We start from the raw sequence: 25,612 nt of genomic DNA on the forward strand, positions 1-25,612 counted from the left end.
TCCGAGGCAACCGCGGACGCGGCAATCCGATGTCGGGCAACATTTCCGGTCCGGTCGGATGTGCTCCGGTCGCGCGACTCCCGGCGGTGCCCGTGCTGGACCCCTCGACCGCTCGGACGCCCGCCGGAAGATCGCCCGGTTCGGTCGATCCCGACGTCGGTTCGAACATGCTCTCCTGAGCACTTCCGGACCGGTCCGGAGCAGCCGCTCATAGGGCTGAGTTCGTGCATCCAATTGCCTTGGGAGAGAATAGACTTCATGCATCACCGAAGATTCGGAGCCGCTGCCGCGATCTTCGCGGCCCCGCCGAAGCGGCGGTGGCGATGACAACTGGCCAACAGTCACATCGTGACGAAACGCGACCGAGCGCAATCAACTCCCGCAGTGGGCTTTTGCACGGCTGCAGCGTCTTTCATCGCTCGGGACAGCGAACTGACCTCAGGGCCCGTCGAGCAACTGGAGATCGCGCGGAACGATGGTCGTCGACTGGATGAGTTCCTGCAGCAGATTGTGGTTGAGCATATTGCCGATCGGTTCGGTGAGCTGATCCCTGGTCAGCCCGGGGACCGGCTCATGGCCGCAGGCGCGGGCATACTTCTCATCCGAGAGGCGCACCCGAACGCGCCCGATCACATCCGCTACCCGCCGATCGGTCCAGCCCGCATCCGGTCGCAGCGCGTGCAGCAGTGCGGCGGTTTCCTTCCAGGTCCACGGCTGTGGCCAGCGCTCCTGGTAGAGGTAGGGCTGGCCGAGCGCGACAAGCGCCAACTTCTCGTCCGCATCCAGCGGCCACGGCTCGGGCTTCGCGGTGACATGCTCATGCCGCGGCGCGGGCAGATCGCCGTCGACGCCGGTCACGTAGACCTCGAGCAGGTGTTCCCGATTGTGCGACCCGCGAATGAACATCGGGGTGTAGCCGGTGCCGAGCGGGAACGGTTCCTCGCCTTCGAACACCAGCCTGGCCTGCGGCAATCGAATGGGAACGCCGCCTGTGTTGTCGAGCTGCCAGCGGTTCCACCGGTAGGTCAGCGTTCCGTGCACGCGGCTGATCCGCAGATCGTCACCGCCGACACCGACATCCACCTCCCCGACATTGCGGCCGAACTCGATGAAGTTCCCGTCGTGCGGCGTGCCATGGACTCCGCCTGCCGTCGACAGCACCGAGATCGTGCCCGGCGCGGTACCTACGGCTCCTCTCGCCAATCCGTGACCCGACGGGGACATCGGATACACGCCTTTACGTCTCGGCTTTCCCTGCGGCACAACGGCCTCCTCATTGCTGGTCTGGTCCGGATCCGAAGCGTCGCACCGAATGCGCCGGACCGGTCCGCGCATCATCTGGTCAGGCTGGCCGCCACGGTCGTCGCCAGATCGGTGACGGTCGCGCAGCGCTGCTCGGCGGGCAGCGATCCGTAGAACTTGACCACGACGACCTCGGCCCGGTCGCTGCTGGATGTGCCACGGAAGCTGCGGTACTGGATCTGCACGATGCAATCGTCGGTGTTCTTGGTGCCGGACCGGCGGAAACTCGGCAGGCCCGCGAGGGTCAGCGGCTGTCCGGACTCCGCGGTTTTCAGCGAGTCCCGGTCGTAGCGCACCGTGACGTGACCGTCGATTGTGCTGTCCCAACGACAGGACCATCTGCCGAATCCGGGGGCCGGACGCACCGCGTCGACGCCCGGCACCCGGCCCAGGGTCGGCACATCGACCAGGGCACAGGCATCGCGCCATGCCAGCGATCCGGTCGGGAATGTCCCCGGGCGACGCGGAATCGGACCGTGCAGCAAGATATCTCGCGCGTGCGTGGCCGTGATATCGGCCAGCACACACGGATCCGGTCCGGTCGAAACCTTGCGCTCGCCGATGATCGCGATATTCGCACCGGGCGAAAGCATCAGTGTCCGAACGCATCTGGTGCTACCAGCGGGTTCCGAGGCGATGGTGACATTGCCGATACGGGTGAAGGAGACCTGCGAGGTCTGCTCGGGCGCCTCGGCGGACAGTGTCAGCCGGACCTGGCCGATATCCGGGTGGAAATCCTCGCCCCACTGGCGCACCCGCAGGTCGCAGGTATCGAAGTTGCCGCCGTCGGTGGACAGATCGATCCGGCCGAATTCGGCCAGAGCGGTCGGGTCGAGCAGCGCGCACGGGTCGGCCGCCCGCGGATCGGGGATGGGGTTCAGCGCCGCGACGCCGGGCATCACCACACTGGCCGCGACGATCAGCGTCACCGCGACCACCTCTGCGGCGCCCATCGCGGCCCGGCGCACGATGGTGCGATCCCAGCCGCGCGGCGTCTGGTCGAGGCGCCCGAAGCGAGTCGCGGCCGTGGCGGCCGCGGGCCGGTGGATCGGGTTGGGCAGCGTCAACTGGGTGAGCAGGGCCTCGAACGGTCCCGGACGGCGCTGCCGTTCCGTCACCGCGAGCAGTGTGGCCGCGAGTGCGTAGACATCCGATTTGGGACCGGCCGGACCGCCCGCCGTGACCTCTGGTGCCAGATACCGCCATTTGCCACGCGCGATATCCGGTGTGTCACCGGTGCCCGCATTGCGCAGGTCGAGCGAGCTGCCGAAGTCGGTCAGCCAGGCGTCGCCGTCGTCGGCGAGGATGATGTTCTCCGGGGAGATATCGCAGTGCAGCATGCCGCGATCGTGGCAGTGTGCGAGCGCGCTCGCGATCTGCTCGCCGACCATTGCCGCCCGGGCCGGGCCGAGTTTGCGTTGTTCGCGTGCTACCTCGGCGAGCGAATAGCCCGGCACGTATTCCGTTACCAGCCAGCACACATCGTCGTCTTCGAAGATGTTGTAGACGCCGATGATGTGCTGATGGCGCAGGGCTGCCGCATTGCGGGCGGCGGTGCGCAGCCGCTGGGCGCTGTCCGGATCGTCCGGGCGCGGACATTTGAGCACGACGTCGCGGCCGAGGTCCTCATCCGTCGCCCGCCAGGCCATCCCCTCGCCGCCGAGCTTGAACAGCTCCCGCAGCGTGTACCGGCCCGCGATGCGGTCTCCGACGCCAACCATGCGCCCGCCCTCGTAATTCGGCCCATATCCCGATATTCCGGCCCAAATCTCGCGAACGCAGTTTAACGCTCAGGGCTACATTCCGTTGTGCTGCTCGATAATTCGTGACCACGGCTTTCTGTTCCGGTCGGTCTCGTCCACACGTGTCACAGGGGTTTGTGGCGGATTTCCGCTAGCGTCCGGTGCGGGTTGCTGCCATTGTGGATTGGGTGACGATCACGGCTTTGGATTTCGAACGCTGCTATCGGGCGGTATCGACCCGGGACTCCCGATTCGACGGCCAGTTCTTCACCGCGGTGCGAACGACCGGAATCTATTGCCGCCCTTCCTGCCCAGCGATTACGCCGAAGCCCACGAATGTGACATTCCTGCCGACGGCCGCCGCGGCGCAGCAGGCCGGATACCGGGCCTGCCGCCGCTGCCTGCCCGATGCCGCCCCCGGCTCGCCGCTGTGGAATACCCGCGCCGATCTGGCCGCACGGGCGATGCGGCTCATCGGCGACGGCGTCATCGAGCGCGGCGGAGTGCCCGCACTGGCCGCCACGCTGGGCTATTCGCAGCGCCAGGTGACCCGGGTGCTCACCACCGAACTGGGCGCCGGTCCGCTGGCCCTGGCCAGGGCGCATCGTGCGCACACCGCTCGGCTGCTGATCCAGACCACCAATATGCCGATGTCCGATATCGCCTTCGCGGCCGGATTCGCCAGCATTCGCCAGTTCAACGACACCGTCCGCGAGGTATTCGCGGTCAGTCCGACCACCATGCGCATCGAGGCGCAGCGGGTGACCCGCTCCGGCAGCCACCTGGTGCCCGCCACCAACGGATCGCTGACGCTGCGGCTGCCTTTCCGGGAGCCGCTGGACCGCGGCTGGCTCGAATGGTTCCTCTCCTCACACGTCGTGCCGGGCATGGAGCTGTGGGAGGAGCGTGCCTACACCCGGAGCCTGCGCACCCCGCACGGACATGCGACCACGCGGCTGAGTTTCCAACGTGATCACGTGCGCGCCGAACTGTCCCTGCACGATATGCGTGATCTCGCACCGACCGTTGCACGGCTACGGCATCTGCTGGACCTGGACGCGGACCCGGTCGGCATCGATGAGGCGCTCGGCGTGGTGCCCGCCGATACCGACGTCATCGAGGCGTCCGGACGAGATCTCCCGGACGCCGGTGCGGCACCGGCGGACCATCCCTTCAATGTCGGTGCGGCCACCGTCCGCCGTGGCCGAGCCCGCCCGCCGTTCACTCCCGGTATCCGGGTGCCCGGCGCGCTCGATGGTCCAGAGTTATTGCTGCGCACCATGATCGGTCAGCAGATTTCGGTGTCGGCCGCCGCGACCCACACCGCTCGACTGGTCGAGGCGCTCGGCGAGCCGATCGACGGACCGGTCGCACGGCTGTTCCCGACACCGGCCGCGATCGCCGAACGCGGGGCCGAGGTATTGACCGGCCCGGCGCGGCGGATCCGCTCGATTATCGGCGCGGCCTCGGCTCTCGCCTCCGGCGATCTGGTGCTGCACCAGGGCCGCACCGCTACCGATCTGCGCCGCGACCTGCTGGCACTGGAAGGCGTCGGACCGTGGACCGCCGACTATGTGACCATGCGACTGCTCGCCGATCCGGATGTGCTGCTCGACACCGATCTCGTTGTCCGCCAAGGCGCCACCATCCTCGGCACCGATCTCACCGATACCGCGCGCTGGGCCCCGTGGCGTTCGTATCTATCCATGCACCTATGGAAGGCCGCGCTCGCCGGTCGCAAGGCCACACCGCCCAAAGCTACCGCGATGAAAGCCGTCGCCACACCGAAAGCGACAACCCGATCGTGACAACCGATTTCGCGACCTCCGACACTCCGATCGGCCCGTTCACCGCACTTGTCGATGCGGACGGTGCCGTGCTCGCCTCCGGCTGGACCGACGACGCCGAGAACTTGCGGCAGTTGATCCACCCGAGTCTGCGGCCCAGCGAGCTACGCGGGCATGCCGACCTCGGCGAGGTGACCCGCGCGGTCACCGCCTACCATCGCGGCGAGTTGACCGCGATCGACGCGATCGAGGTGCGTCAGCAATCCGGCGAATTTCTCATGCACGCCTGGGAAGTGCTGCGCAAAATCCCGGCGGGCGATCCGGTCACCTATACCGAATACGCCGCCATCTCCGGTCGTCCCGACGCCACCCGTGCGGCCGCCAATGCCTGCGCCCGCAATGCCGCGGCACTTTTCGTGCCGTGCCACCGGGTTCTGCGCATCGGGGGAGCACTCGGCGGCTTCCGTTGGGGGCTGCCGATCAAGCGCTGGCTGCTGGATCACGAGCGTGGCGACGCTCAGTTGACCGTCGAATAGTCGGATCGTTCAGCAGCACCGATTCTGCGGATTGGTATCCGCATCCGCGTGCCGACGCCGCCAATACTCGCGCTCCGACGGAATCTCGCAACCGGGATGTCTGCGCTGCAGATGGTCCGCATAGCGCCGGTAATCCTGGCCGCCGAGCACCGCGTTGAACCATGAAGCGAATGCGCGAACCCTTGCCGCACCGGCACTTCCGGCCACCCGCAGACGCCGAATGACGGCCGGTCGAGGTGACCGGCCGTCATTCGGCTGCGCTGCTGCGGTCAATGTGCTGGTGTTTCCACCGTCGCGCCCTTGGTATGGGCGGCGCCAGGTGCCCGGACCTGCCCCGATTCGATCAGGGCATCCCATTCCTTCTGCACCGCTTTCTCTTCCGCGGTGGCGATGAAGCCGCGCGGTGCGAAGATCTTCGACGGTTCGTCCGGCGTCTCACTGCTCGGTCCGCCGCCCGCCCGCCAGGCACGGAAGCAGACCACCACACCGACCACCGCGACGACCAACACCAACACCGCGAAGATGATCGACAACGTGCCCTGGATGAACGTGTTGCGCACGACCTTGTCCATATCGTCGGCAGTCTTGGCCGGTGCCAACAACTTTCCGGCATCGCGGGCGGCACTGTAGTTATCGTGCTGCTTCCAGTAGCCGATCTTCGGATCGGCGGAGAAGATCTTCTGCCAAGACGCCGTCATCGTCACGATCAGATCCCAGATCAGCGGCAGCGCGGGAATCCACGCCCACTTCACCAGGCCCTTCTTGATCAGAATGGTCAGCACGACGGTGAGTGCGATCGCGGCCAGCAACTGGTTGGAGATGCCGAACAGCGGGTAGAGCGTGTAGATGCCGCCGAGCGGATCGGTGACACCCATCAGCAGCACCGAACCCCAGGCCGCGACCACAATGGCCGAGCACAGCCACGCACCGGGCCGCCACGACGGATCCTTGAACTTCTTCGCCGGACCGCCCAGATTTCCGAGCGAATCCGAAAGCATGAAACGCGCGACGCGGGTTCCGGCGTCGATGGTGGTGAGGATGAACAGCGCCTCGAACATGATCGCGAAGTGGTACCAGAACGCCTTGAGCCCGGAGCCGCCGATGAATCCGGACATCACCTGGGACATACCGATCGCCAGCGTCGGCGCGCCACCGGTGCGCGAGATGACGCTGGTCTCGCCGACATCCTTGGCGGTCTGGGTCAACTCACCCGCGGTGATCGGATCACCGCTCAGACCAAGGGAATTGGTGTACGCGGCGGCCTTTTCGGCGGTACCGCCGGTGAGACCCGCGCCCGCGTTCATGGCGAAGTACAGGTGCTGGTCGATGATGCTCGCGGTGATCATCGCCATGACCGCGACGAACGACTCCATCAGCATGCCGCCGTAGCCGATCATCCGCGCATGCGACTGCTTCTCCAGCAGCTTGGGCGTGGTGCCGGAGGAGACCAGGGCGTGGAATCCGGACAGCGCACCACATGCGATGGTGATGAAAAGGAATGGGAACAGGCTGCCCGCGAAGGACGGACCGTTGCTGTTGTGCGCGAACTGCGACACCGCGGGCGCCTTCAGCACCGGCATGGTGAACACGATGCCGAGTGCGAGCAGGCCGATGGTGCCGATCTTCATGAACGTCGACAGGTAATCGCGCGGTGCGAGCAGCAACCACACCGGCAGTACCGAGGCGATGAAACCGTAGACGATCAGCAGCCAGGCGATGGTGGTGCCGGACAGCGTGAACAGGTCACGACCCCAACCGGATTCGGAAACCCAACGGCCGGAGATGATCACGAACAGCAGCAGTGCGAAGCCGATGACCGATACCTCACCGACCCGCCCCGGCCGCACGAAGCGCAGGTACAGGCCCATGAACAGGGCGATCGGGATGGTCATGCCGATGGAGAACACACCCCACGGACTGCCGCCGTGCAATGCGCCGTCCGGACCCTTGACCGCGGCCAGCGCCTGCACGACCACGATGCCGAGCACCGCGAGCAGGATCATCATGATCACCAGCACGGCGACGATCGCGGCGACACCGCCGATCGGCCCGAGTTCGTCGCGGGCCATCTGCCCGAGACTGCGTCCACGACGCTTCGAAGAGGCCCACAGCACCAGGTAGTCCTGCACCGCGCCAGCGAGGACGACGCCGACGATGATCCAGATCGTGCCCGGCAGATAACCCATCTGCGCGGCCAGCACCGGTCCGACCAGTGGACCGGCGCCCGCGATGGCGGCGAAGTGGTGCCCGAAGAGCACCCGCCGGTCCATCGGCATGTAGTCCTTGCCGTTCTCCAATTCCTCAGCGGGGGTGGCCACATCGTCGCGCGGCTTGGTGATCCGGTATTCGATCAGCCTGGAATAGAACTGGTAGGCGGTCACGTAAGTACAGATCGCCGCGACCACGATCCACACCGCGTTCACGTTCTCACCGCGGGAGATGGCGAGGACGGCCCAGGCTATCGCTCCGACGACCGCGATCGCCCCGAAGATCGCCTTCTTCCGTGGCGTGATCGGGGAGTGATCGACCACCCCGACGGGCGGCAGATCGGGATCCGTCCGCAAATATTCGATTGTCGCCATCCGCTTACTCTCCTGAAAAACGCGCAGGATCCTGCTCAAACATCTGACAACGTATCCGATCGATGATGTCGATCGGGCTCGTTTCCGATCGGCTTTGGACAACGTTAAGTTTTGTTCGTGTGTCGGCCATCACGTCGGTGTTGCCGAACGTATGCTGCCATGCGATTCCGCCAAGCTCCACACCCGCCTGGAGGAGGGCCTCGTTGCGCAGGCGCACGCTGCTCGGCTCGGTGCTGGCCGCGCCGCTGCTCGCCACCACCGGCTGCGGATCCGATGACGACGCGCTGACCTTCTTCTTTCAGGCCAGGCCGGAGGAGGCGCGGGTCCGGCTGAAGATCATCGACGAGTTCCAGCGGCGGCATCCGGAGATCCGGATTCGCACCGTCATGTCCGGGCCGGATCCGCTGCAGCAGATGCTGACCTACTGTGCGGGCGGCAAATGTCCCGACGTCATGATGGCGTGGGAGTTGCTCTATGCCGGACTCGCCGAGCGCGGGGTGCTGCTGGATCTGCGCACGCTGCTCGATCGGGAGCCCGAATACGCTGCCGCACTGCGCGCCGACAGTTATCCGGCGCTCTACGACACCTTCACCTATGGCGGTGGGCAGTACGCGCTGCCGGAACAGTGGTCGGGGGTGTTTCTCTACTACAACCGGGAGTTGTTCGCCGAAGCCGGAGTGACCGCGCCGACCCGGTGGCGGGAGGCCTGGTCCTTCACCGAATTCCTCGATGCGGCAAGGGCGCTCACGCGGCATGAGTCATCCGGGCGGAACCGGCAGTGGGGCTTTGCCGACGCCTGGGTGCCGTATTTCTCGGCCGCGTGTTTCGGTATGAACAATGGGGCGGAGTGGTTCTCGCCGTCGGTGGATCCGACCAGGACCAATCTCGGTGATCCACGGTTCGCCGAGGGGTTTCAGTTCTATGCCGATCTCGCGGTTCGCCACCGAGTTGCGCCGAAAGTTTCCGACCAGCAATCGGTTTCGGCACCGGACCTGTTCCGTCGTGGGCGGGCGGCCATGGCGATGGGTGGGCATTGGCTGTATTCCGAGTTCGCCGGACAGGATGGTCTGCCCATCGATGTCACGGTGTTGCCGGTCGGGCCACATGGTGGCCCGGGGGCGATCACGGATGTGGGGAGCACGGGTTTGTCGATTGCGGCGGATAGTCCGCGCATCGAACAAGCCTGGGAATTCGTCAAATTCGCGACCGGGCCGGTGGGGCAGGCCATTATCGCCGCCTCCGGACTCTTCGTGCCGGTGCTGAAATCCGCAATGGGCTCTGCCGGATTCGCGGACGCGCATCGCGAGATACGCAACCTCGAGGTGTTCACGGAGGGGCCGGAGAATTCGCGGGCGCTGCCGGTTACTCCTGTGTGGGGCAAGGTTTCCGCGCTGCTCGAGCGCGGCGGCAACCGGGTGTTACGCGGTGCCGCAACCGCTGAATCGGTGAGCGCGTCCCTGACCGCCGATATCAATACCCTTCTGGAATCCTCATGAAACTGATCGGCAGCAGGATGCGTGCGCCACACGAGCAGGGGCGGCTTGCGCGGCGGCGTGAGCGGGCGGGCTGGGTCTTCGTGGCGCCGAATCTGGCGGCGGTGCTGGTGTTCTTGCTGCTTCCGCTCGGAGTTTCGTTGTATCTGAGTCTGCACTCGTGGGACTTGTTCAGTGCGCCACGGTTCGTGGGGATATCGAACTATCGGCGGCTGTTCGTGTCGGATCCGTTGTTCCTCATCGCATTGCGCAATACCGCGGTGTTCACGCTGTTGACGCTGGTGCCGACGGTGGTGATCGGGCTCGCGGTTGCGGCGGTGCTCAATCGAAAGTTGGCCGGTATCGGCATCTTTCGAACCATAGCGTTCCTCCCACTGGTCGCCTCGACCGTGGCCATGGCGGTGGTGTGGCGCTTCATCTTCACCACCGATGACGGGCTGCTCAACATCATGCTCGGCTGGGTCGGCATCGATCCGGTGCCGTGGTTGACCGACCCGGATTGGGCGCTGGTCTCGCTGAGCATCGTGACCGTATGGAAGAGTGTGCCTTTCGCGACGGTCATCCTGCTGGCAGCGATGCAGGGCGTGCCCGAGACGCTGTACGAGGCGGCGCGCATCGATGGCGCGGGAGCGCTGCGGCGCTTCTGGTCGGTGACACTGCCGTTGATTCGCGGGCCACTGTCGTTCGTCTTCGTCATCACCATCATCAACTCGGTGCAGGCCTTCGATCAGGCCTATGCCTTGACCGGCGGCAACGGCGGCCCGGAGACCGGGACCTATCTGCTCGGAATCATGTTGTTCCAGAACGCCTTCGGGTTCTACGAGGTCGGCTATGCGGCGGCGCTGGCCTGGGTGATCTTCGCGATTCTGCTGGTGCTGACGCTATTGCAGCTGCGGTTCGCGCGCCGGGCGGAGGTGGAGTTGTGAATGCGTACGAGGCGGTTCGGTCGCTTCCGATGCGGATCGGTGTGCGGGCGCACAGTACCGGCCGGGTGGAGCGGGCCATTCTGCGCCGGACGCTGCGCGGCGTCCTGATCTATGTGGCGCTCGTCGGTGTCGCCTGGTGTGCGCTGTTCCCGATTCTGTGGGCATTGTCGGGTTCGCTGAAGCGCGACGGCGAGATCACCGAGCCGACACTGGTCCCCGCGCGTCCGCAGTGGTCCAACTACGGGAAGGTCTTCGACCTGCTGCCGCTGGGGCGGATGCTGCTCAACACCGCGTTCTATGCGTTGTGTGTCACGGCGGGGCAGGTCTTCTTCTGTTCGCTGGCCGGATATGCGTTCGCGCGCTTGCGATTTCGCGGACGCGATGTACTTTTCCTCGCCTACCTCGGCACACTGATGGTGCCGTTGACGGTTACCGTGATTCCGCAATTCCTGATCATGCGCGCCTTCGGCTGGGTGGACACGCCGTGGGCGATGATCGTCCCCGGCCTGTTCGGCAGCGCATTCGGCACCTATCTGATGCGCCAGTTCTTCCGAACCTTGCCCGCCGAACTCGAGGAGGCGGCGATCGTCGACGGATGCACCACCTGGCAGGTGTTCTGGCGAGTCTTGTTGCCGCACACTCGTCCTGGGCTCATGGTGCTGGGGGTGCTGACCTGGATCACGGTCTGGAACGACTTCCTGTGGCCGCTGATCATGATCCAGCGCAACGACATCGCCACCGCCACCTTGGGTTTGGTGCGGCTGCAAGGTCAGTACCACACGCAATGGCCGATTCTCATGGCCGCGGCGGTGGTCATCCTGCTGCCGCTGGTGGTCGTCTACGCGATCGCGCAGCGGGCGTTCGTGCGCGGTATCGCGGCATCGGGTCTGGGCGGGCGTTGACGGCCGCGCTGGTGGCGGCCGTCGTTGTCACTCGCCCCAATAGGTGCCGAAGCTCCAGAGGTTGCCCTCCGGATCACGGACGGTGAAGCCGCGCGAACCGTAGTCCTCATCGCGCAGGCCGCGCACCACCTCCGCGCCCGCCGCGACCGCACGGTCGTGCAGGGCGTCGGGTTGCTCGCAGACGAGGTAGATCGAATCGGTGCCCGGCCCGCGCTCACAGAACGGGTTGTCGCCCTTGCCGATCGAACTGAACATGATTCCGCCGCCGAGCGGCCAGCGCAACTGACCGTGCTCGATGAACGACGGATCGTCCTCCCGCGCGTAGAGCGCGACTTCCTCGAAGCCGAATGTACTGGTCAGGAAGGCCACTGCCGCGCGAGCGTCGGTGAAATTGAGGCACGGCCATACGGCGGTGCGAGTTGCCGTGGTCTGCGGTGAATCCGTTGGTGTTGTCATGGATCCAGCCTCACCCGCCGGACCCCTCCGGGTCTTGTACAGATGGAATCTCCTCCGCGAGCCATGCGGTCGGGCTGCAACCGGCGAGTTCCGCGAAGTCGCGGTCGAGGTGGGCCTGGTCGTAATATCCGCAGGTCGCAGCCACCTGCGCGATCGTCACATAGGACGGCGTGTGTCCGATCATCCGCCTGGCGCGTTCGAAGCGGGCGATCCGAGCGGCGAGTTTGGGACCGAGCCCGAACTCGGCGCCGAAGCGTCGGGCCAGATGTTGACGGCTCCAACCGATCTCCCCGGCGAGCGGGCCGATCTGCGCCGCACCATTGGATTCGACCAAAGTGCGCCAGGCCCAAGTCAATTGGGGCGCCACCAGGCGATCGTGACAGGCCAGTCTGGTCAATACCCGATCGCAGGCGGCGAACCGCTCCGGCCAGGACGACAGCTCCTGCAATTCCTCCCACAGCTGTCGCCCGACCGGCCCTGCCACCTCGGCACATTCCACCGAGGTGTTCCACAGCGCACTCGCGGGCATCCCGAACAGTGCCCGGCTCCCGAGTGGCGTCAACTCGATCCCGATCCCCTCCTGATAACCGTTGTGCGAGATAACCGCCGAACTTGCCTGCAACCCACTCAGCACACACCGGTAGTCCTCCGGCGACTGCCGTGAATCCGTCTGCGTCACAACGTCGATACTCGGTCCGATCGACACGATGAACGTCATATGCCGCGACGGCAGCCCCCGATGCAACCCGGGCGCGAACCCGCTCAGTCGATACCCGAGGTACCCATCGATGAACGCCGCGAGCGCAGGTGCCGGACGTGCCGTCACCACTTCGGTGGTCGGCTTCATACCCGGAACGCTACGCCGCCGATCGGCTATCGCAAGGCGAGTCAGTCGGCGACGTTGATGTGGTGGTGGATCGACTGCGGATCCGCCGCCAGGTCGATCAGGCAGGTGGCCAGGTCCGCGCGGCTGATGCGGATGCCGAATGTCACGTTGCGATCGACCGCGGTTCGGTAGGAACCCTTCGCCGGACCGTCGGTGAGCTGCGGTGCTCGCACGATGGTCCAATCCAGTTCGGTGTCCCGCGTCACCTGCTCGGCAGCGGCCATATCGTCGAGGCTGTGCCGCAGCAACGGACGCAGAATGAGCGGCTTCACCACGAAGCGGGTGCACCAATCGTCGCCCGGCCCAGCGATTCTGGCGCTATTGCTGATCAGAATCAGTCGTAGCACGCCCACCGATGCCATGGCCGCGGTTATGGCGAGTGCGGCATCGGTGGCGACCGTCGTCGGGCCCGTGTCCCGTGACCCGATGGTGTCGAACACGACATCGGCGCTTCGGATGGCCGTCTCGATGTCATCGGGATTCATGACGTCGGCCTTGATCACGCGCAGTTGTGGGTGATCCGCGAGTGGGTGCCGACCGCGCACAACGGCGGTCACCTCATGTTCGGCGGCGAGTGCCTGGCGCACGAGGTGTCCGCCGGTGCGGCCGGTCGCTCCGAAGATCGTGAGTCGCATGTAGATCCCTCCAGGTTGGTGAGTGTTTACTAACCTAGGATGGGTGAGTACTTACTAACCTGTCAACCGGGAGGCCGCATGGGCACGCGTGACCAGATTCTCGACGCCGCGGCGGAAATCATGCGCAACCGTGGCGTCGTCGAGGCGACGACCAAGGAGATCGCCAAGACGGCGGGCTACTCCGAGGCCGCGCTCTATAAGCACTTCAGCGATAAAGAGGACCTGATCCTGAACGTCCTCCGACACCGCATGCCCGGACCCGCCGTGCCTCGACCCGAACCGGGTTCGGCCACTATCGAAGCAAACCTCGCCGCCCTCGCCCGTGCCGCACTGGCCTTCTACCAGCAGTCCCTGCCCCTCCTCGGCGGACTGCTCGCACAACCCAAACGCATGGCGGCACATCGTGATTCGATGCGTCGGCACGGTGCGGGTCCCGGCCACGGCATCGCCGGAATCGCTGCTTATCTGAGGGGCGAACAGCAACTCGGCCGACTCGGTCCCGAAGCCGATGTCGAAACCGCGGCTGCGCTCCTCGACGGCACCTGCTTCCACCAGGCCTTTCTGCGGTTCTACGAGGAGGGGCCTGATGCGACTGCCGCCCCGGACGAGTTCGCCGACAGCCTGGCTCGGACGCTCGTGCACGGTCTCGGATGATCCGACGAGCAGCGCCTCGCACCTGGACTGCCACGGCGGTGAGATTTCGCACTCGGCGCGGTAAATAGGTGGGGGTTGTCGCAGCGTCGGGCTACCTTTACCCCTCCTAAGGATTTTGGAGGTGTGATGCGGCGGGTGCAATACCAGCGCAGCGGTGGTCCGGAGGTACTCGAGGTGGTGTCGGCCGAGGTGCCGACGCCGGGCCCCGGGGAACTGCTGGTCCGGGTCGACGCGGTTGGTGTGACACTGCCGGTGGTTCGCAAGGTGCGTGAGCCGCGGGAGCCGATCGCGCTGGGTGGCGAGGTTGCGGGCGAGGTGGTCGCCGTCGGTGAGGGCGTGACCAGTTGTATGCCCGGCTACCGCGTCACCGGTCTGGTCTTCGGCCACGGTTATGCCGACTACGCGCTGCTCTCTGCCGCGATGGCCTCGCCGATTCCCGACGGCGCCTCGGCCGTCGATGCGGTCGGGCTGGTCCGCAGCGGTTTGGTCGCACTCGGTGCGCTCGATGCCGCGAATCCAAGGCCGGACGAGTCTGCGCTGATCACGGCCGCCGCCAGTGGTGTCGGCCACCTTGCCCTGCAATTGGCGCGGGTGCGCGGGGCCGCGCGCGTGGTGGCGGCGGTCTCCGACCTCGCCAAGGCCGACTTCCTGCGCGGTCTCGGTGCTGACGAAGTCGTCGCCTACGACGAGGAATCCTGGGGCGAGCCCGTCGACTACGTCCTCGACGCCGTGGGCGGCGACCTCCTCACTCCGGCCATCGCGGCCCTGGCCCCCGGCGGCCGACTCGTCGCATACAGCTCCGGCGGCGGCACCATCCAGGCCTACGACCTGCTCGTCGGTGCGAAATCAGTTGTCGGCTTCCAAATGGCCCGCATCGCCCGCAACTCCCCGGACCTGTACGAACACTGGCGCCAAGAACTCTGGCAATACTTCGCATCCGGCCTACTCCGCCCCGTCGTCCACGCGGAATTCGCGCTGGAAGACGCCGCCGAGGCCCACGCCGTCATCGAGAACCGCTCAAACCTCGGCAAGGTCATCCTGATTCCCTGACCCGTCAGCGTGCGTCGGGGTGCGTAACGGGCGAGAGCGTCACCAGATCCTCGAGTCCTGCGAAGTCCGCCGTGTTGTCGGTGAACATGCGCTACGGCAATCGGCTCGCTCGGCCGCTGCCGAAGGTCTACGTCCTGCCGCGTAGACTCTGTTCCTCGTGAGCGAGTGTGCGAGCGAACCATCCAACACAGCGTCTGAGACGTACGCGGCTGCCGAGCGAAGCGAGGTAGCCGCGTGAGTCTCACCCTCGGAATCGTCGGCCTGCCCAACGTCGGAAAGTCGACGCTGTTCAATGCGCTGACCAAGAACGACGTGCTGGCCGCGAACTATCCGTTCGCGACCATCGAGCCGAACGTCGGGGTGGTTCCGCTGCCCGACGCGCGGCTGGACAAGCTGGCCGAGATCTTCGGCTCCCAGCGCATCCTGCCCGCCACGGTGTCGTTCGTCGACATCGCGGGCATCGTGAAGGGCGCATCCGAGGGTGCCGGACTCGGCAATAAGTTCCTCGCCAATATCCGCGAGGCCGATGCCATCTGTCAGGTGGTGCGGGTCTTCGCCGACGATGATGTGGTGCACGTCGACGGGCGCGTCGACCCGCTCGCCGATATCGAGGTGATCGAAACCGAGCTGATCATCGCCGATATGCAGACGCTGGAGAAGGCCATCCCGCGCCTCGAAAAGGAAGCCAAGGTCAAAAAGGACCGCAAGCCGCTGCTCGACGCGGCCAAGGCCGCCCAGGAGGTCCTCGACAGCGGCAAAACCCTTTTCTCCGCGCGTGACCAGCTGGATGGCGAACTGCTGAAGGAACTTTCGCTGCTCACCACCAAGCCGTTCCTCTACGTCTTCAATGCCGACGAGTCGGTGCTCACCGACGAGGCCAAGGTGACCGAGCTGAAAGCCGCTGTCGCACCGGCGGATTCGGTCTTCCTCGACGCCAAGGTGGAAGCCGAACTCCTCGAACTCGACGACGAGTCCGCCCTGGAGTTGTTGGAGTCGATCGGCCAGTCCGAACCTGGCCTGCACGCCCTGGCCCGCACCGGCTTCCACACCCTCGGCCTGCAGACCTACCTCACCGCCGGTCCAAAAGAGGCCCGCGCCTGGACAATCCACCAGGGCGACACCGCCCCCAAGGCCGCAGGCGTAATCCACACCGACTTCGAACGCGGCTTCATCAAGGCCGAAGTAGTCGCCTACGACGACCTCATCGCAGCAGGCTCCATGGCAGCAGCCAAGGCGGCGGGCAAGGTCCGCATGGAAGGCAAGGACTACGTCATGACGGATGGCGACGTCGTCGAATTCCGTTTCAACGTATAGCGTCTGGAAGAAGTAACGCGAGAGCTGAATCGCCGCCCACACGCGGCCGGTTGGTTATCCGTCTCGACGGGCTAACCGGTTCGGTCAGTGCGAGTCGTCGGCCGGAGTCGCGATAGTGGGCGCGCGCTGGTCGAGGTTGTCGAGGATCAGGTCGAGGGCGAAGTCGAAGCGTTGGTAGCCTGTGCCGGCGGTCAGTTCAGCCGCATAGCGTTTGGTTTGGGGGAATTGGTCGGCGGGGAGGGCGGTGAAGCGGGTCACGAGCTCGTCGCGGCCTATGACCCAGGTGTCGTCGGATTTGCTTTGCCGCTGGGCGACGAGGGAGATCTCCAGGGTGTAGGCGGCGACGTAGAGACCGAGGGCGTCCATCGCCCAGGCCGCGGTTTGGGGTTCGATGTCGCCCGCGAGCAGGATGGCGAGCATTCCTTCGCTGACGCGCATCACGTCGAGGTTGGTGGAGGCCATGGCCAGGGCGGCGCGGGAGATGCCAGGGTATTTCAGGTACTGGTCGCGCATCTGGGCGCAGACGTCGCGGATCTGCACGCGCCAGGCTGCCGGGTCGGGTTCGGGTAGCACCAGTCGGGTGCAGAGGCGGCCGATGATCAGCTCGTCGATGTCGGCCTTGTTGACGACGTGCGCGTACAGCGAGGCGGGGCCCGTGTCGAGGACTGCGGCGACACTGCGCATGGTCAGGGCGTCGTATCCCTGGGTGGCGACGACCTCGAGGGCCGCGTCGGTGATCCGGTCGACCGTGATCGGCGCCTTCCGGCGTGACGGCTGCGCCGGGGAGGTGGTCGGCTGAGCGTGCCGGGCGGCACGACGTTGTTTCGGATCCACTGGCATGGGACCGAGCATAGTTGACACGAACTTAGTTCGACGAGTAGAACTTAGTTCGTCAATAACGAACTAAGTTCGTAAACGGTGGTCCCGCCGCACGATGACGGTCTCCGCCCACCACTTCGACATCACGACAAAGGATGTGCCGCAGTGCTTTACGACGTCATCATTGCCGGAGCGGGCCCCGTCGGACTGCTCTTGGCCTGCGAACTACGCCTTGCCGACTGCTCGGTCCTGGTGCTCGAGCGAGCCGAAGACCCGTACTCGCCGCTCAAGGAGCTTCCCTTCGGCATGCGCGGCATCACGGTCCCGACTGCCGAGACGTTCTACCGCCGCGGGTTGCTCGACGACATCGCCGGTGGCACAACGCATCTGGCTGTCGGCGAGGACGGCGCGCCCCGCCGTCGTGCCGGTCACTTCGCCGGTATCGAGTTCGAGGACAGCAATATCGAGACCTCCCGGTGGCAGTATCGGCTGCCCAGCCCGGCCGACACCAACATGGCCGCGGAGATGAAGCAGATCGAGGCGGTGTTGACCGATCGTGCCCGCAGCCTGGGTGCCGAGATCCGGCGTGGCCACGGTGTCGACGACTTCGGCCAGACCGAGAACGGAGTGACCGTGCGCATCGGCGCGGAATCCGTGCGCGGTCGCTGGCTGGTGGGGTGCGACGGCGGCCGCAGCACCGTCCGAAAGCAGGGCGGCTTCGACTTCGCGGGCAGCGAACCGCTTTTCACCGGCTACATGGCCGAGGTCGAGATCGCCGATCCCGAGGCGATCCGCCAGGAACGCACCATCACCTCGACCGGCTTCTACCTCCAGCCCGACCCCGGCATGATCGCGATGCTCGAGTTCGACGGCGGCGCGGCCCACCGCACCGCACCGCTCACCCTCGAACACATCCAGGAGGTCCTGCGCCGCGTCTCCCAGACCGATGTCACCCTGACCGCCCTTCGCCTCGCTACCACCTGGACCGACCGCGCCCAGCAGGCGACTACCTACCGCGACGGGCGCGTGCTCCTCGCCGGAGACGCCGCCCATATCCACTCCCCACTCGGCGCGCAGGGTCTCAACGCGGGCCTGGGCGACGCCATGAATCTGGGCTGGAAACTCGCCGCCACCATCCGCGGCGAGGCGCCCGAAGGTCTCCTCGACACCTATCAGGACGAACGGCATCCGGTCGGCGCGCAGGTCCTGGAATGGTCCCGCGCGCAGACCGCGATCATGCTGCCCGCTCCGCAATCGCTCGCGATGGGCTCCATCATCAGCGACCTCATCGGAACACCCTCCGGCGCAACGTATTTCGCCGAGCGAATGTGGAACGCCGCGCTGCGCTACGACCTCGGTGGAGCGCATCCGCTGATCGGCCGCAGCGTTCCCGACTTCGAGCTGCTCGACGGCACCCGTGTCGCCGAATTGCTCCGGGACGGGCAGGGTCTGCTCCTCGACTTCGACGGCGAGCTCGCACAGGCCGGCGCACTGTGGAGGGACCTGAAGTACGTCCCCGGCGACGTGCGTGAACGGCTGGGCCTCGCGGCCGTGCTCGTCCGTCCGGACGGCGTGGTCGCCTGGGCCTGTGACGAGCGCCCCGACCCGGCAGAACTCACCCGCGCCGCGTTCCGCTGGTTCACCTCCGCCGCCCAGGTGCCCGCGATGTGACCGCGAACGTGTGGCGGTCCTCCGCCGTTCGCGTCGGTCGCTGCGGGCGGCGCGAGCTGGCGGCGGGTCGAATTCCTTTTCAATGTATAGCGTTTCAGCTTCTGCGAAGAAATCGGTCGGCTGGGACTGCCCGACCCGGGTCTTCTGTCAGGACTGCAGTGTCACGAATTCGGCGATGGCGTCTTCCATCTGCTGCAGGCCGGGGTCTTCCAGTGGTAGGTGACCGGCGTTGTCGAGTAGCACGGTGGTGACGGGAACTTTGGTGATGCGCGATAGGACGAGTTCGCTCAGATGCAGGGGCGTCCATCGGTCTGCGACGGGTTGGGTCAATAGGATCGGGCAGGCGTCGAAGTCCTCGGGCTCGACGGCCGGGGCGTAGTTCCCGTATCGGTCGAGAAAGCGCACCGATACCCAGTTGGCTGCCGCGGTGCGGTCCTCGAGCAGGACCTTCCTCATCGCCTCGCGGTTGTTGGCCAGCGCGTTCATCTTCGCGGCGAGACTCATCGGCATTTTGGCTTGTGCGACTGCGGTTTTGGCGAGCACCGAGATGATCGGCACACCCAGCCGCGCGGTTAGCAGGTCGCGCGCTGTTTCATCTCGGACCTGCTGGATCCGCTGGTCGAGGAAGGTCATGCCGACGATGCCGCAGAGACTGCCCTTGGGAGTCTTGGCCGCGACGTGGTAGGCGAGCATGCCGCCGGCGCTGAGGCCGTAGAGCACTATCGGGCGCCGGTCACGCGTGCGCTCATGCGCGATGAAGTCGACGACCAAGTCGACCCAGTCGTCGTAGGACGGGTTGGTGCCGAGCTTGACCTGGGTCAACCCATAGCCGAGATTGTCGAGCGCGACCACTTCGAAGCCGCGTCGTGCGAGTCGCGCGCCCAGGATCAAGGTCATCTGACGGCCGTTGGTGCCGACGCCGTGGTGCAGGATCACCTTTGCCCGCGCGTCGGGGTTGGAGTACCGGTCGAGGTGGATTTTGTGTCCATGCCAGTCCCAGAATTCTTCCTGGGGCGTGTCGCCGTCGGCCAGGCGCAGGCGCTGCTGCAGGTCACGCCAGTCCCGCTGGTCCCGGTAATAGCGCAGGGTCGTTGGCATGTGTTTCCCTTCGAATGTTCGGGGCGTGGCTACCGCTGCCGTTCCGTCCGGCTGTCACGATTCCCGCTGCGGATCAGCGGCAACAGACGATGTGCGGCAGACGAGTTGTTAGATTCGGCAACATGCACTGGGACCTGCCCCGTACCCCGTCGAGCATCTTGCTGATGACCGAGCTCGCCGGTGAGCGCGAGGTGCCCGCGGAAACCTGCCTGCGCGGGACGGGTCTGGCACTGCGGCAGCTCCTCGATCCCGAGACCGAGGTGAGCGCGCAACAGGAGCTGGCCGTAGTCGGCAACCTGCTCGACGCATTGGGGCACCCACCGGCGCTGGGGCTGGAGATGGGCACCCGATATCGGCTGACGACTTACGGCATCTGGGGTTTCGCCTTGTTCAGCAGCCCAACGGTGCGCAGCGCCATCGAGGTCGGACTGCGTTATGTGGACCTGACGTTCTCCTTCTGCCGGATCGAAACCCGAGCAGAAAGCGGCGAGGCGAGGCTGATCCTTTCTGCGCCGGACATTCCACTCGGACTGCGGAGGTTCTTCATCGAGCGTGATGCGGGCGCGCTGCAGACCCTCCGTCAGGAACTGGCCGCGTTCGCGGTCCCGCTGCGCCGCATAGAGTTTGCTTTCCCGGCTCCGGTCGCCGCCGTTCGTGCTGAATACGACGCGGTCTTCGGTCAGCCCGTGCAGTTCGAGGCCGAGGAGAACGCGTTGGTCCTCGATCTCGCTCTGCTGGACCTGCCGTTGCCACAGGCCGATACGCATACCGCCGCGCTCACCCGAGTCCAATGCCGCGACCTGCTGACCCGGCGCAGAGCGCGCACCGGGCTGGCCGGGCAGGTGCGCAATGCACTGCTCGCGGAACTGCCGCAGCAGCCGACCGCGGAAGGCGTCGCCGCGAAACTGCACATGAGCGACCGGACGCTGCGACACCGACTCGCCGCCGAAGGAACTTCCTTCCGAACCCTGCTGGACGAGGTCCGCGAACACCTGGCAGAGGAACTGCTGATCACCGGCGGACTACCAGCGGAACAGATCGCCCGGCGGCTCGGATACCGCGAAGTCTCCAGCTTCTCCCACGCCTTCCGACGCTGGAAAGGCATGGGACCACGCGCATTTCGCACCAAAGAAGTAGGTCGCCCCGGCTGATCGCCCGCCGATCAGACTGGCGGCCCCGTTGATGACACAGACCTTGCCGGTGAGCCTCTCAGCCACCGCGACCTCCTAGATAGACGTTCGGCACGGTGACGCTCCGTAGCTGGTGGCGATCGCGGCGGCGCGGTTGCGCATGGAGTTGCGCAACCATTGCGGGGCAAGGGCTTCCGCGTTCGTGGCGAGCTGCCAGAGTGCCCATTCGGCGTGTTTCCGATCTTGGAAGGTCACCTCCAGCCGCAGCCAGCCGTCCGCGTCGGTTGCTTCGGCGTGGACGGTCAGCGCGGTGCCCACCAGGTCCGCCCGCCCCGCGGGGTTCACCCGTACCAGCACGGTGACTTGGTCGCCGCCGGTTCGAAACCGCGTGCTGCGTTCCTGCCAGGTTCGGTCCAGATCGACCCGGTCCGGTCGCTGGGCGGGTTCGGGGAGTTCCACGGCGGCCAATACCCGGGACAGCCGGTAGGTGCGGTCCGCGCCGGACCTCGTGGCCAGCAAATAGACCTGGTCGCGGACGGTGACCAGGCCGATCGGATCCACCGTGCGCCACTTCGGGGTCTGGTCCACAGCCGCGTAGTGGATGCGCAGCTTGTGTCCGGCGAACACCGCGCGCCGGACCTCGGTCACTACGGCGTCGGGCGCCTCTTCATCGACCAGTCGACGTGCGAGGAGGTCGGTCTCCGGGTCGATGAGCAGTCGCTGGGCCGCACCGGCCGCGGTGGCCCGATGGCTTTCGGGTAGCGCGTCGACCACCTTGCGCATGGCCGAAGTGAGTGCCGAGCCGAGGCCGAATGCCTGTGCGCCGCGCCGTGATCCGGCGACCAGCAGGGCAAGTGCCTCGTCGTGGTTCAGTCCGGTCAGCTCGGTCTGGAAACCGGGCAACAATGCGAAACCACCATGCCTGCCGCGTTCGGCGTATACCGGGACGCCGGCTGCGGACAGCGCCTCGATGTCGCGCAGCACGGTGCGGGTGGATACCTCCAGTTCGCGGGCCAGCGCGGGCGCGGACAGCCGCCCGTGCCTGCGCAGCAGCAGCACCAGTGAGACCAACCGGTCGGCGCGCATACGAAAAACTCTATCGAAATACACGACACAGGATGTCGTGATTCGTTGGGAGGCTTATCGACATGACACATGAGAAAGTGGCCACTGACCCGAACGACCTGGGCAGGTACTTCATCGAGCGCGCCAACGCGGGCGACGTCGACGGGCTGGTGGCGTTGTACGAGCCGAACGCCGTACTGGCGTTCCCTCCGGGCAACCTCGCGACCGGACATGCGGAGATCCGCAAGGTGTACGAGCAGTTCGTCGCCGCCGCGCCGGTGCTCTCGCCGGGGAGGCAGCATCCAGCGCTGGTGAGCGGCGACCTGGCCCTGACAGCGTCCACGCTGACCACCGGCGAGGTGACCGTCGAGATCGCCCGACGCCAGCCCGACGGGTCGTGGCTATGGACCGTGGACCAGCCCGCACTCGTGCCGTAGCGCGTAACGGTGCGGCGGTGGGTCGACGTGACCGAGCCACCGCCGCCCTGCCACGCCACCGAGCCAGCCGGGTGCAGTGATGCGGTGCGTCGTGACGATCGGCGTCTACGGCTTCACCGCCGAAGCCTTCCTCGAAAAGCTCACCGGCGAAGGCGTGGGTCTGCTGCTCGACCTTCGCCAGCGCCGCGGCGTTCGGGGCCCCGACTACTTCTGGGCGAACTCGGCGCGGCTGCAGTGCGCTTGCCGCGGCAGGCATCGGCTACCGGCACGTGAAGCAGCTGGCGCCGACGACCGAGCTGCGCCTGCTCCAGTACCCCGAGGACGACCAGCAGGGCGTGGGCAAACGCAACCGCATCGCGCTGGCGCCCGAGTACGCCGAGCGCTACACCCGTGAGATCCTCGATCCGTTCGACCTCGGCGCGTTCGTGGCCGAACTTCCGAGCGACTCGGCGACCGCCCTCTTCTGCGTCGAGCGCGATCCGCAGGCATGCCACCGTTCGCTCGTGGCCGCGCGCGTGCGCGCCGGGCACGGCCTGCCGGTCACGAACCTCCGCCCGGGCTGAGCCATGCCCATCACCGGTGGAGTCGCCCGGCCTCCGCATTACCTCAGGTGGTTCGAGGTTGACGGGGCGACTTGGTCGGGCTGCGGACGTGTGGCCATGCTTTGGCGAGTGCGAGTAGCTGGCGTAGTTCGGCGGTGAGGTCTCGTGCGCCCGGGTGGATTTGGTGTCGGGGTGTGAGTCGGCTCGCGTTCGGGGGGTGTCCGGCTGTTTTGGTGGCGATGGCTTCGGCGATGCGGCGGGCGTAGGTGTGTGGGTCGCCTTCGGTGGTGGTGAGGTTGTCGGGGTTGTGGCTGTAGCGTTTGAGGTGGAGCAGGCTGTCGCGGATCTCGACGGTCATGCGGTGTAGGCGGATGGCGGGGTCTGTTCGGCGGTTGTGGTCGTGCCGTATCTCGAGGACGATTTCGGGTACGGCTGCGGTGAGATCGGTCCACATCGGGCGCAGGCGGCGGCAGTATCGGCCGGTGCGGTCCCATCCGGTGTGGGTGAGCAGGGTGCTGATCAGCGGCACCGTGACCACAGCCGGAGCGCCGACGGCCGAGAGAAGGAAGCCACTCCAGGCTTTCCAGTGCATCTCGGGATCGAATGACGGTTGGCCTGTCATGACACTGATGGCGGTCTCGAGCGGGAACACCACCGCTATGGCCCCCAGGCCCACTATGGTGGCCAGGAGCGCTGTGTACAGTGCACGTTCCTGCCAGGTGGTGGCGCCTGCGGCGCGCATCTCGCGCACACTTACCCGGCCGGCGAGCAGGGCTGTAGCGCCGAGCGGCAGGGAGAACGCGACCCAGACCACGACAGCCGGCCAGCCGAGGGCTTGGTCGATCAACTGGTCGGCGTGGCGGGCGGGTGTCCCTGCGATCAGGATGACGGCGGTGGCGGTGAGCGTGACGAGGTAATAGCGCCACTGCCTGCGCCAGGTGTGGGCGGGATCGGCGCCTGCCCACAACTTGACAAAACCGTAGATGTTCGAGACGGCCAACACGGTTGCTCCCAGCGAGAGCTGTCGGGCGATGTTCACCACGTCGCTGTCGTGGCCGGGCAGTAGCCAGGCCAGTGACTGTTGGAACCATGCCTCCCGCAACAGGTATTCGAAGAGACCGGCGGCGAGCGCGCGGTTGATGAGCCGGTCGACGATGCTGTCGCGCAACAGCCACCACCGACCGGCGAGCACCAATGTCATACATGTCAGGACGGGCCAGGTGATCAGACCCGGGATCGGGGAGGTCATCTCAGCGATGCCGGTTCCGGAAGAACGTCGAGCGGAACCGGCTCGCCGACCGCTTCGGCAGCATCGCTTCGACCAGCAGCAGGTCGGCGAAGGTTTCGGCGGCGTGCTCACGCTCACTGCCGTAGTCCTGGCGGCGCAGTACGCTGCGGATGGTTTCCAGCGACAGCGAGGGCATCAATTCGCGCAACGGCAGATCAGCCGCGGCAGCACCGGGAGCGCTCGCGGTCTCTGCGTGGCCGAGCAGCATGTGACCGATCTCGTGAGCGATGATGTGATCGGCATGCCATTCGGTGTCGGCCCCGTACATGATCACGTCATCGTCTTCCCGGGCAATCCACAGGCCGCTTCCGGTGCCGCATCCGTTTCCCAAGAGGGCGCCGATGTCGATGGGGCACAACGTGATCGGCCGTTCCCGGTATTCTGCCACCCGCGCGATGTATTCCGTTATGTCCCACGGGTCGGGGATCGGTACCAGGCGACCCAGCTCCTCGAATCGCGCGGCGAGATCCACCATTACGCCTTCCCTCGTCGATCACCTGACCCATGCCGATATTGCGGTGAGCGTAGTCGCCGACGGAGCATTGTCGCGGACGTGGCCTGTCGCGCAAGCATTCTCGCATCCGCGCAGAGACGATCCTGCCACCCTTTCCCGGGTGCGCGGAGAAGTCAGCCCCGGTCTTCGCCGAGCACCAGCGGTGCGGGCATTTCGCCTCGCCTACCTGCCTTCGGCTCGGCGCTACGGTGCATTCGGATCGACGGTCGGCAGGATCAGCCGAGCGCGGTGCGGGGGCGGAGGATGACGACCGGGATTTCGCGCTCGGTCCATGCTTGGTAGGTGTCGAAGTCGGCGTAGGCGTCGACCAGCCGCGGCCATAGACGTGCGCGTTGTTGCGGGTCGGCGGTGACCGCGCGCACGGCATGGCGTTCGCGGCCGATCTGGATGTGGATGTCGGGGGTGGCGCGCAGGTTGTGGTACCACTGCGGGTGTTTGGCGAGGCCGCCCTGGGACGCGACGATAATCGTGTCGGCGCCGTCGGTGATGTAGAGCAGCGGTGTGGTGTGGGTGATCCCGGACTTCCGGCCTCGATGCTCGAGCAGCAGCGTCGGTACCGGCTTGCGGAATCCGGCGCCGATGCGCCATTTTCCGCCGATGCGTCCACCGGTGCGTTTGTAGACCCAAACTTGGATTTTGCCGGTGTATTTGAAGATCTTCGGCAATACAGGTGAGTCGAGCTGTTTGGGGCGTGGTGGAGGGGTCATTGCGTTCCTTCGATCAGGCCGACTGGCTTGACCATACATCTAGTCGTATGTGTATGGTCAAGCGAGCGGTCGAGAC

Annotated in this window: 25 protein-coding genes; 12 read left to right on the forward strand and 13 right to left on the reverse strand. The window is 66.1% G+C overall.

The genetic code is table 11. The features are described 5' to 3' along the window. Positions 1-438: 438 nt before the first annotated feature. Both ACQPZ2_RS08140 and ACQPZ2_RS08145 read right to left on the reverse strand, forming a co-directional pair. On the reverse strand, positions 439-1,338 hold the full coding sequence (locus ACQPZ2_RS08140) for a hypothetical protein (RefSeq protein ID WP_433524989.1): 900 nt from the start codon (positions 1,336-1,338) through the stop codon (positions 439-441). Beyond that, a complete protein-coding gene (locus tag ACQPZ2_RS08145) occupies positions 1,335-3,023 on the reverse strand; it encodes a protein kinase domain-containing protein (RefSeq protein WP_433524990.1) in 1,689 nt (562 codons plus the stop codon). Before ACQPZ2_RS08145 ends, ACQPZ2_RS08140 begins: the two co-directional genes overlap by 4 nt. 200 nt (positions 3,024-3,223) lie before the next feature. On the opposite strand from ACQPZ2_RS08145, the gene ACQPZ2_RS08150 reads away from it, so the two are divergent. After that, entirely contained in the window at positions 3,224-4,852 is a 1,629-nt protein-coding gene (locus ACQPZ2_RS08150) for a DNA-3-methyladenine glycosylase 2 family protein (protein WP_433527356.1), read from the forward strand. Further along, on the forward strand, positions 4,849-5,367 hold the full coding sequence (locus ACQPZ2_RS08155; protein WP_433524991.1) for a methylated-DNA--[protein]-cysteine S-methyltransferase: 519 nt from the start codon (positions 4,849-4,851) through the stop codon (positions 5,365-5,367). The genes ACQPZ2_RS08150 and ACQPZ2_RS08155 overlap by 4 nt, the downstream gene beginning before the upstream one ends. Before the next feature lie 9 nt (positions 5,368-5,376). On the opposite strand, the gene ACQPZ2_RS08160 is transcribed toward ACQPZ2_RS08155, so the two are convergent. Both ACQPZ2_RS08160 and ACQPZ2_RS08165 read right to left on the reverse strand, forming a co-directional pair. Continuing rightward, on the reverse strand, positions 5,377-5,640 hold the full coding sequence (locus tag ACQPZ2_RS08160; RefSeq protein ID WP_433524992.1) for a YbdD/YjiX family protein: 264 nt from the start codon (positions 5,638-5,640) through the stop codon (positions 5,377-5,379). Further along, positions 5,637-7,949, reverse strand: coding sequence for a carbon starvation CstA family protein (locus ACQPZ2_RS08165; protein WP_433524993.1), 2,313 nt, complete (start codon positions 7,947-7,949; stop codon positions 5,637-5,639). The genes ACQPZ2_RS08160 and ACQPZ2_RS08165 overlap by 4 nt, the downstream gene beginning before the upstream one ends. A 203-nt stretch (positions 7,950-8,152) precedes the next feature. Between ACQPZ2_RS08165 and ACQPZ2_RS08170 the strand changes: the two genes are divergently transcribed. From ACQPZ2_RS08170 to ACQPZ2_RS08180, 3 genes are read left to right on the forward strand one after another with little or no spacing between them, the layout of a single operon-like run. Then, on the forward strand, positions 8,153-9,445 hold the full coding sequence (locus ACQPZ2_RS08170) for an ABC transporter substrate-binding protein (RefSeq protein WP_433524994.1): 1,293 nt from the start codon (positions 8,153-8,155) through the stop codon (positions 9,443-9,445). Next, positions 9,442-10,368, forward strand: coding sequence for a carbohydrate ABC transporter permease (locus tag ACQPZ2_RS08175; protein WP_433524995.1), 927 nt, complete (start codon positions 9,442-9,444; stop codon positions 10,366-10,368). Before ACQPZ2_RS08170 ends, ACQPZ2_RS08175 begins: the two co-directional genes overlap by 4 nt. A 29-nt stretch (positions 10,369-10,397) precedes the next feature. Further along, the gene (locus tag ACQPZ2_RS08180) at positions 10,398-11,270 is read left to right on the forward strand and encodes a carbohydrate ABC transporter permease (RefSeq protein ID WP_433527357.1); all 873 of its coding nucleotides are present in this window, start codon (positions 10,398-10,400) and stop codon (positions 11,268-11,270) included. Between the two features lie 27 nt (positions 11,271-11,297). Here ACQPZ2_RS08180 and ACQPZ2_RS08185 read toward each other — a convergent pair whose 3' ends face one another. Genes ACQPZ2_RS08185 through ACQPZ2_RS08195 form a run of 3 tightly spaced genes read right to left on the reverse strand, consistent with a single transcriptional unit; the run spans position 11,298 to position 13,247 of the window. Continuing rightward, positions 11,298-11,726: a VOC family protein gene (locus ACQPZ2_RS08185; RefSeq protein ID WP_433524996.1), complete on the reverse strand. Its 429-nt coding sequence runs from the start codon at positions 11,724-11,726 to the stop codon at positions 11,298-11,300. Positions 11,727-11,736: 10 nt separating this feature from the next. Further along, positions 11,737-12,573: a helix-turn-helix domain-containing protein gene (locus tag ACQPZ2_RS08190; protein ID WP_433524997.1), complete on the reverse strand. Its 837-nt coding sequence runs from the start codon at positions 12,571-12,573 to the stop codon at positions 11,737-11,739. A gap of 41 nt (positions 12,574-12,614) precedes the next feature. Then, positions 12,615-13,247, reverse strand: a complete 633-nt coding sequence (locus ACQPZ2_RS08195) for an NAD(P)-dependent oxidoreductase (protein WP_433524998.1) — start codon at positions 13,245-13,247, stop codon at positions 12,615-12,617. Between the two features lie 78 nt (positions 13,248-13,325). On the opposite strand from ACQPZ2_RS08195, the gene ACQPZ2_RS08200 reads away from it, so the two are divergent. From ACQPZ2_RS08200 to ychF, 3 genes are all read left to right on the forward strand, one after another. Then, positions 13,326-13,901 (forward strand): TetR/AcrR family transcriptional regulator, encoded by a 576-nt coding sequence (locus tag ACQPZ2_RS08200; protein ID WP_433524999.1) that lies wholly within the window; start codon positions 13,326-13,328, stop codon positions 13,899-13,901. Positions 13,902-14,027: 126 nt separating this feature from the next. Then, the gene (locus ACQPZ2_RS08205) at positions 14,028-14,951 is read left to right on the forward strand and encodes a quinone oxidoreductase family protein (RefSeq protein ID WP_433525000.1); all 924 of its coding nucleotides are present in this window, start codon (positions 14,028-14,030) and stop codon (positions 14,949-14,951) included. Positions 14,952-15,185: 234 nt separating this feature from the next. Then, positions 15,186-16,265 (forward strand): redox-regulated ATPase YchF, encoded by a 1,080-nt coding sequence (ychF, locus tag ACQPZ2_RS08210; RefSeq protein WP_433525001.1) that lies wholly within the window; start codon positions 15,186-15,188, stop codon positions 16,263-16,265. Between the two features lie 84 nt (positions 16,266-16,349). Here ychF and ACQPZ2_RS08215 read toward each other — a convergent pair whose 3' ends face one another. Beyond that, positions 16,350-17,105, reverse strand: a complete 756-nt coding sequence (locus tag ACQPZ2_RS08215; RefSeq protein ID WP_433525002.1) for a TetR/AcrR family transcriptional regulator — start codon at positions 17,103-17,105, stop codon at positions 16,350-16,352. Between the two features lie 144 nt (positions 17,106-17,249). On the opposite strand from ACQPZ2_RS08215, the gene ACQPZ2_RS08220 reads away from it, so the two are divergent. Further along, positions 17,250-18,755 (forward strand): FAD-dependent monooxygenase, encoded by a 1,506-nt coding sequence (locus ACQPZ2_RS08220; protein WP_433525003.1) that lies wholly within the window; start codon positions 17,250-17,252, stop codon positions 18,753-18,755. 147 nt (positions 18,756-18,902) lie between these two features. Here ACQPZ2_RS08220 and ACQPZ2_RS08225 read toward each other — a convergent pair whose 3' ends face one another. Beyond that, positions 18,903-19,853, reverse strand: coding sequence for an alpha/beta hydrolase (locus ACQPZ2_RS08225; RefSeq protein ID WP_433525004.1), 951 nt, complete (start codon positions 19,851-19,853; stop codon positions 18,903-18,905). A 164-nt stretch (positions 19,854-20,017) separates the two neighbouring features. Here ACQPZ2_RS08225 and ACQPZ2_RS08230 point away from each other — a divergent pair, with 164 nt between their 5' ends. Continuing rightward, positions 20,018-21,004: an AraC family transcriptional regulator gene (locus ACQPZ2_RS08230; protein WP_433525005.1), complete on the forward strand. Its 987-nt coding sequence runs from the start codon at positions 20,018-20,020 to the stop codon at positions 21,002-21,004. 75 nt (positions 21,005-21,079) lie between these two features. Here the strand turns inward: ACQPZ2_RS08230 and ACQPZ2_RS08235 are convergent, their stop codons facing one another. Continuing rightward, positions 21,080-22,069, reverse strand: a complete 990-nt coding sequence (locus ACQPZ2_RS08235) for a helix-turn-helix transcriptional regulator (protein ID WP_433525006.1) — start codon at positions 22,067-22,069, stop codon at positions 21,080-21,082. Between the two features lie 62 nt (positions 22,070-22,131). On the opposite strand from ACQPZ2_RS08235, the gene ACQPZ2_RS08240 reads away from it, so the two are divergent. Both ACQPZ2_RS08240 and ACQPZ2_RS08245 read left to right on the forward strand, forming a co-directional pair. Then, positions 22,132-22,485: a YybH family protein gene (locus ACQPZ2_RS08240; RefSeq protein ID WP_433525007.1), complete on the forward strand. Its 354-nt coding sequence runs from the start codon at positions 22,132-22,134 to the stop codon at positions 22,483-22,485. A 269-nt stretch (positions 22,486-22,754) separates the two neighbouring features. Beyond that, the gene (locus ACQPZ2_RS08245) at positions 22,755-23,048 is read left to right on the forward strand and encodes a DUF488 family protein, N3 subclade (protein WP_433525008.1); all 294 of its coding nucleotides are present in this window, start codon (positions 22,755-22,757) and stop codon (positions 23,046-23,048) included. Between the two features lie 43 nt (positions 23,049-23,091). Here ACQPZ2_RS08245 and ACQPZ2_RS08250 read toward each other — a convergent pair whose 3' ends face one another. The 3 genes from ACQPZ2_RS08250 to ACQPZ2_RS08260 form a co-directional block, all read right to left on the reverse strand. Continuing rightward, on the reverse strand, positions 23,092-24,276 hold the full coding sequence (locus ACQPZ2_RS08250; RefSeq protein ID WP_433525009.1) for an MAB_1171c family putative transporter: 1,185 nt from the start codon (positions 24,274-24,276) through the stop codon (positions 23,092-23,094). Between the two features lies 1 nt (position 24,277). After that, positions 24,278-24,790, reverse strand: coding sequence for a hypothetical protein (locus ACQPZ2_RS08255; protein WP_433525010.1), 513 nt, complete (start codon positions 24,788-24,790; stop codon positions 24,278-24,280). Between the two features lie 254 nt (positions 24,791-25,044). Then, entirely contained in the window at positions 25,045-25,536 is a 492-nt protein-coding gene (locus ACQPZ2_RS08260) for a nitroreductase family deazaflavin-dependent oxidoreductase (RefSeq protein WP_433525011.1), read from the reverse strand. Positions 25,537-25,612 lie beyond the last annotated feature (76 nt).

It is taken from the genome of Nocardia pseudovaccinii (assembly GCF_050942345.1).
Lineage (GTDB): Bacteria > Actinomycetota > Actinomycetes > Mycobacteriales > Mycobacteriaceae > Nocardia > Nocardia pseudovaccinii.

Bases quoted from the DNA above. Each gene is read 5' to 3' on its own strand.
- ACQPZ2_RS08205 (WP_433525000.1), top strand. From the start codon at position 14,028: ATGCGGCGGGTGCAATACCAGCGCAGCGGTGGTCCGGAGGTACTCGAG.
- ACQPZ2_RS08255 (WP_433525010.1), bottom strand. From the start codon at position 24,790: ATGGTGGATCTCGCCGCGCGATTCGAGGAGCTGGGTCGCCTGGTACCG.
- ACQPZ2_RS08175 (WP_433524995.1), top strand. From the start codon at position 9,442: ATGAAACTGATCGGCAGCAGGATGCGTGCGCCACACGAGCAGGGGCGG.
- ACQPZ2_RS08140 (WP_433524989.1), bottom strand. From the start codon at position 1,338: ATGATGCGCGGACCGGTCCGGCGCATTCGGTGCGACGCTTCGGATCCG.
- ACQPZ2_RS08250 (WP_433525009.1), bottom strand. From the start codon at position 24,276: ATGACCTCCCCGATCCCGGGTCTGATCACCTGGCCCGTCCTGACATGT.
- ACQPZ2_RS08180 (WP_433527357.1), top strand. From the start codon at position 10,398: ATGCGGATCGGTGTGCGGGCGCACAGTACCGGCCGGGTGGAGCGGGCC.
- ACQPZ2_RS08235 (WP_433525006.1), bottom strand. From the start codon at position 22,069: ATGCGCGCCGACCGGTTGGTCTCACTGGTGCTGCTGCTGCGCAGGCAC.
- ACQPZ2_RS08240 (WP_433525007.1), top strand. From the start codon at position 22,132: ATGACACATGAGAAAGTGGCCACTGACCCGAACGACCTGGGCAGGTAC.
- ACQPZ2_RS08165 (WP_433524993.1), bottom strand. From the start codon at position 7,949: ATGGCGACAATCGAATATTTGCGGACGGATCCCGATCTGCCGCCCGTC.
- ACQPZ2_RS08195 (WP_433524998.1), bottom strand. From the start codon at position 13,247: ATGCGACTCACGATCTTCGGAGCGACCGGCCGCACCGGCGGACACCTC.
- ACQPZ2_RS08185 (WP_433524996.1), bottom strand. From the start codon at position 11,726: ATGACAACACCAACGGATTCACCGCAGACCACGGCAACTCGCACCGCC.
- ACQPZ2_RS08225 (WP_433525004.1), bottom strand. From the start codon at position 19,853: ATGCCAACGACCCTGCGCTATTACCGGGACCAGCGGGACTGGCGTGAC.
- ACQPZ2_RS08145 (WP_433524990.1), bottom strand. From the start codon at position 3,023: ATGGTTGGCGTCGGAGACCGCATCGCGGGCCGGTACACGCTGCGGGAG.
- ACQPZ2_RS08215 (WP_433525002.1), bottom strand. From the start codon at position 17,105: ATGCCAGTGGATCCGAAACAACGTCGTGCCGCCCGGCACGCTCAGCCG.
- ACQPZ2_RS08200 (WP_433524999.1), top strand. From the start codon at position 13,326: ATGGGCACGCGTGACCAGATTCTCGACGCCGCGGCGGAAATCATGCGC.
- ACQPZ2_RS08190 (WP_433524997.1), bottom strand. From the start codon at position 12,573: ATGAAGCCGACCACCGAAGTGGTGACGGCACGTCCGGCACCTGCGCTC.
- ACQPZ2_RS08260 (WP_433525011.1), bottom strand. From the start codon at position 25,536: ATGACCCCTCCACCACGCCCCAAACAGCTCGACTCACCTGTATTGCCG.
- ACQPZ2_RS08230 (WP_433525005.1), top strand. From the start codon at position 20,018: ATGACCGAGCTCGCCGGTGAGCGCGAGGTGCCCGCGGAAACCTGCCTG.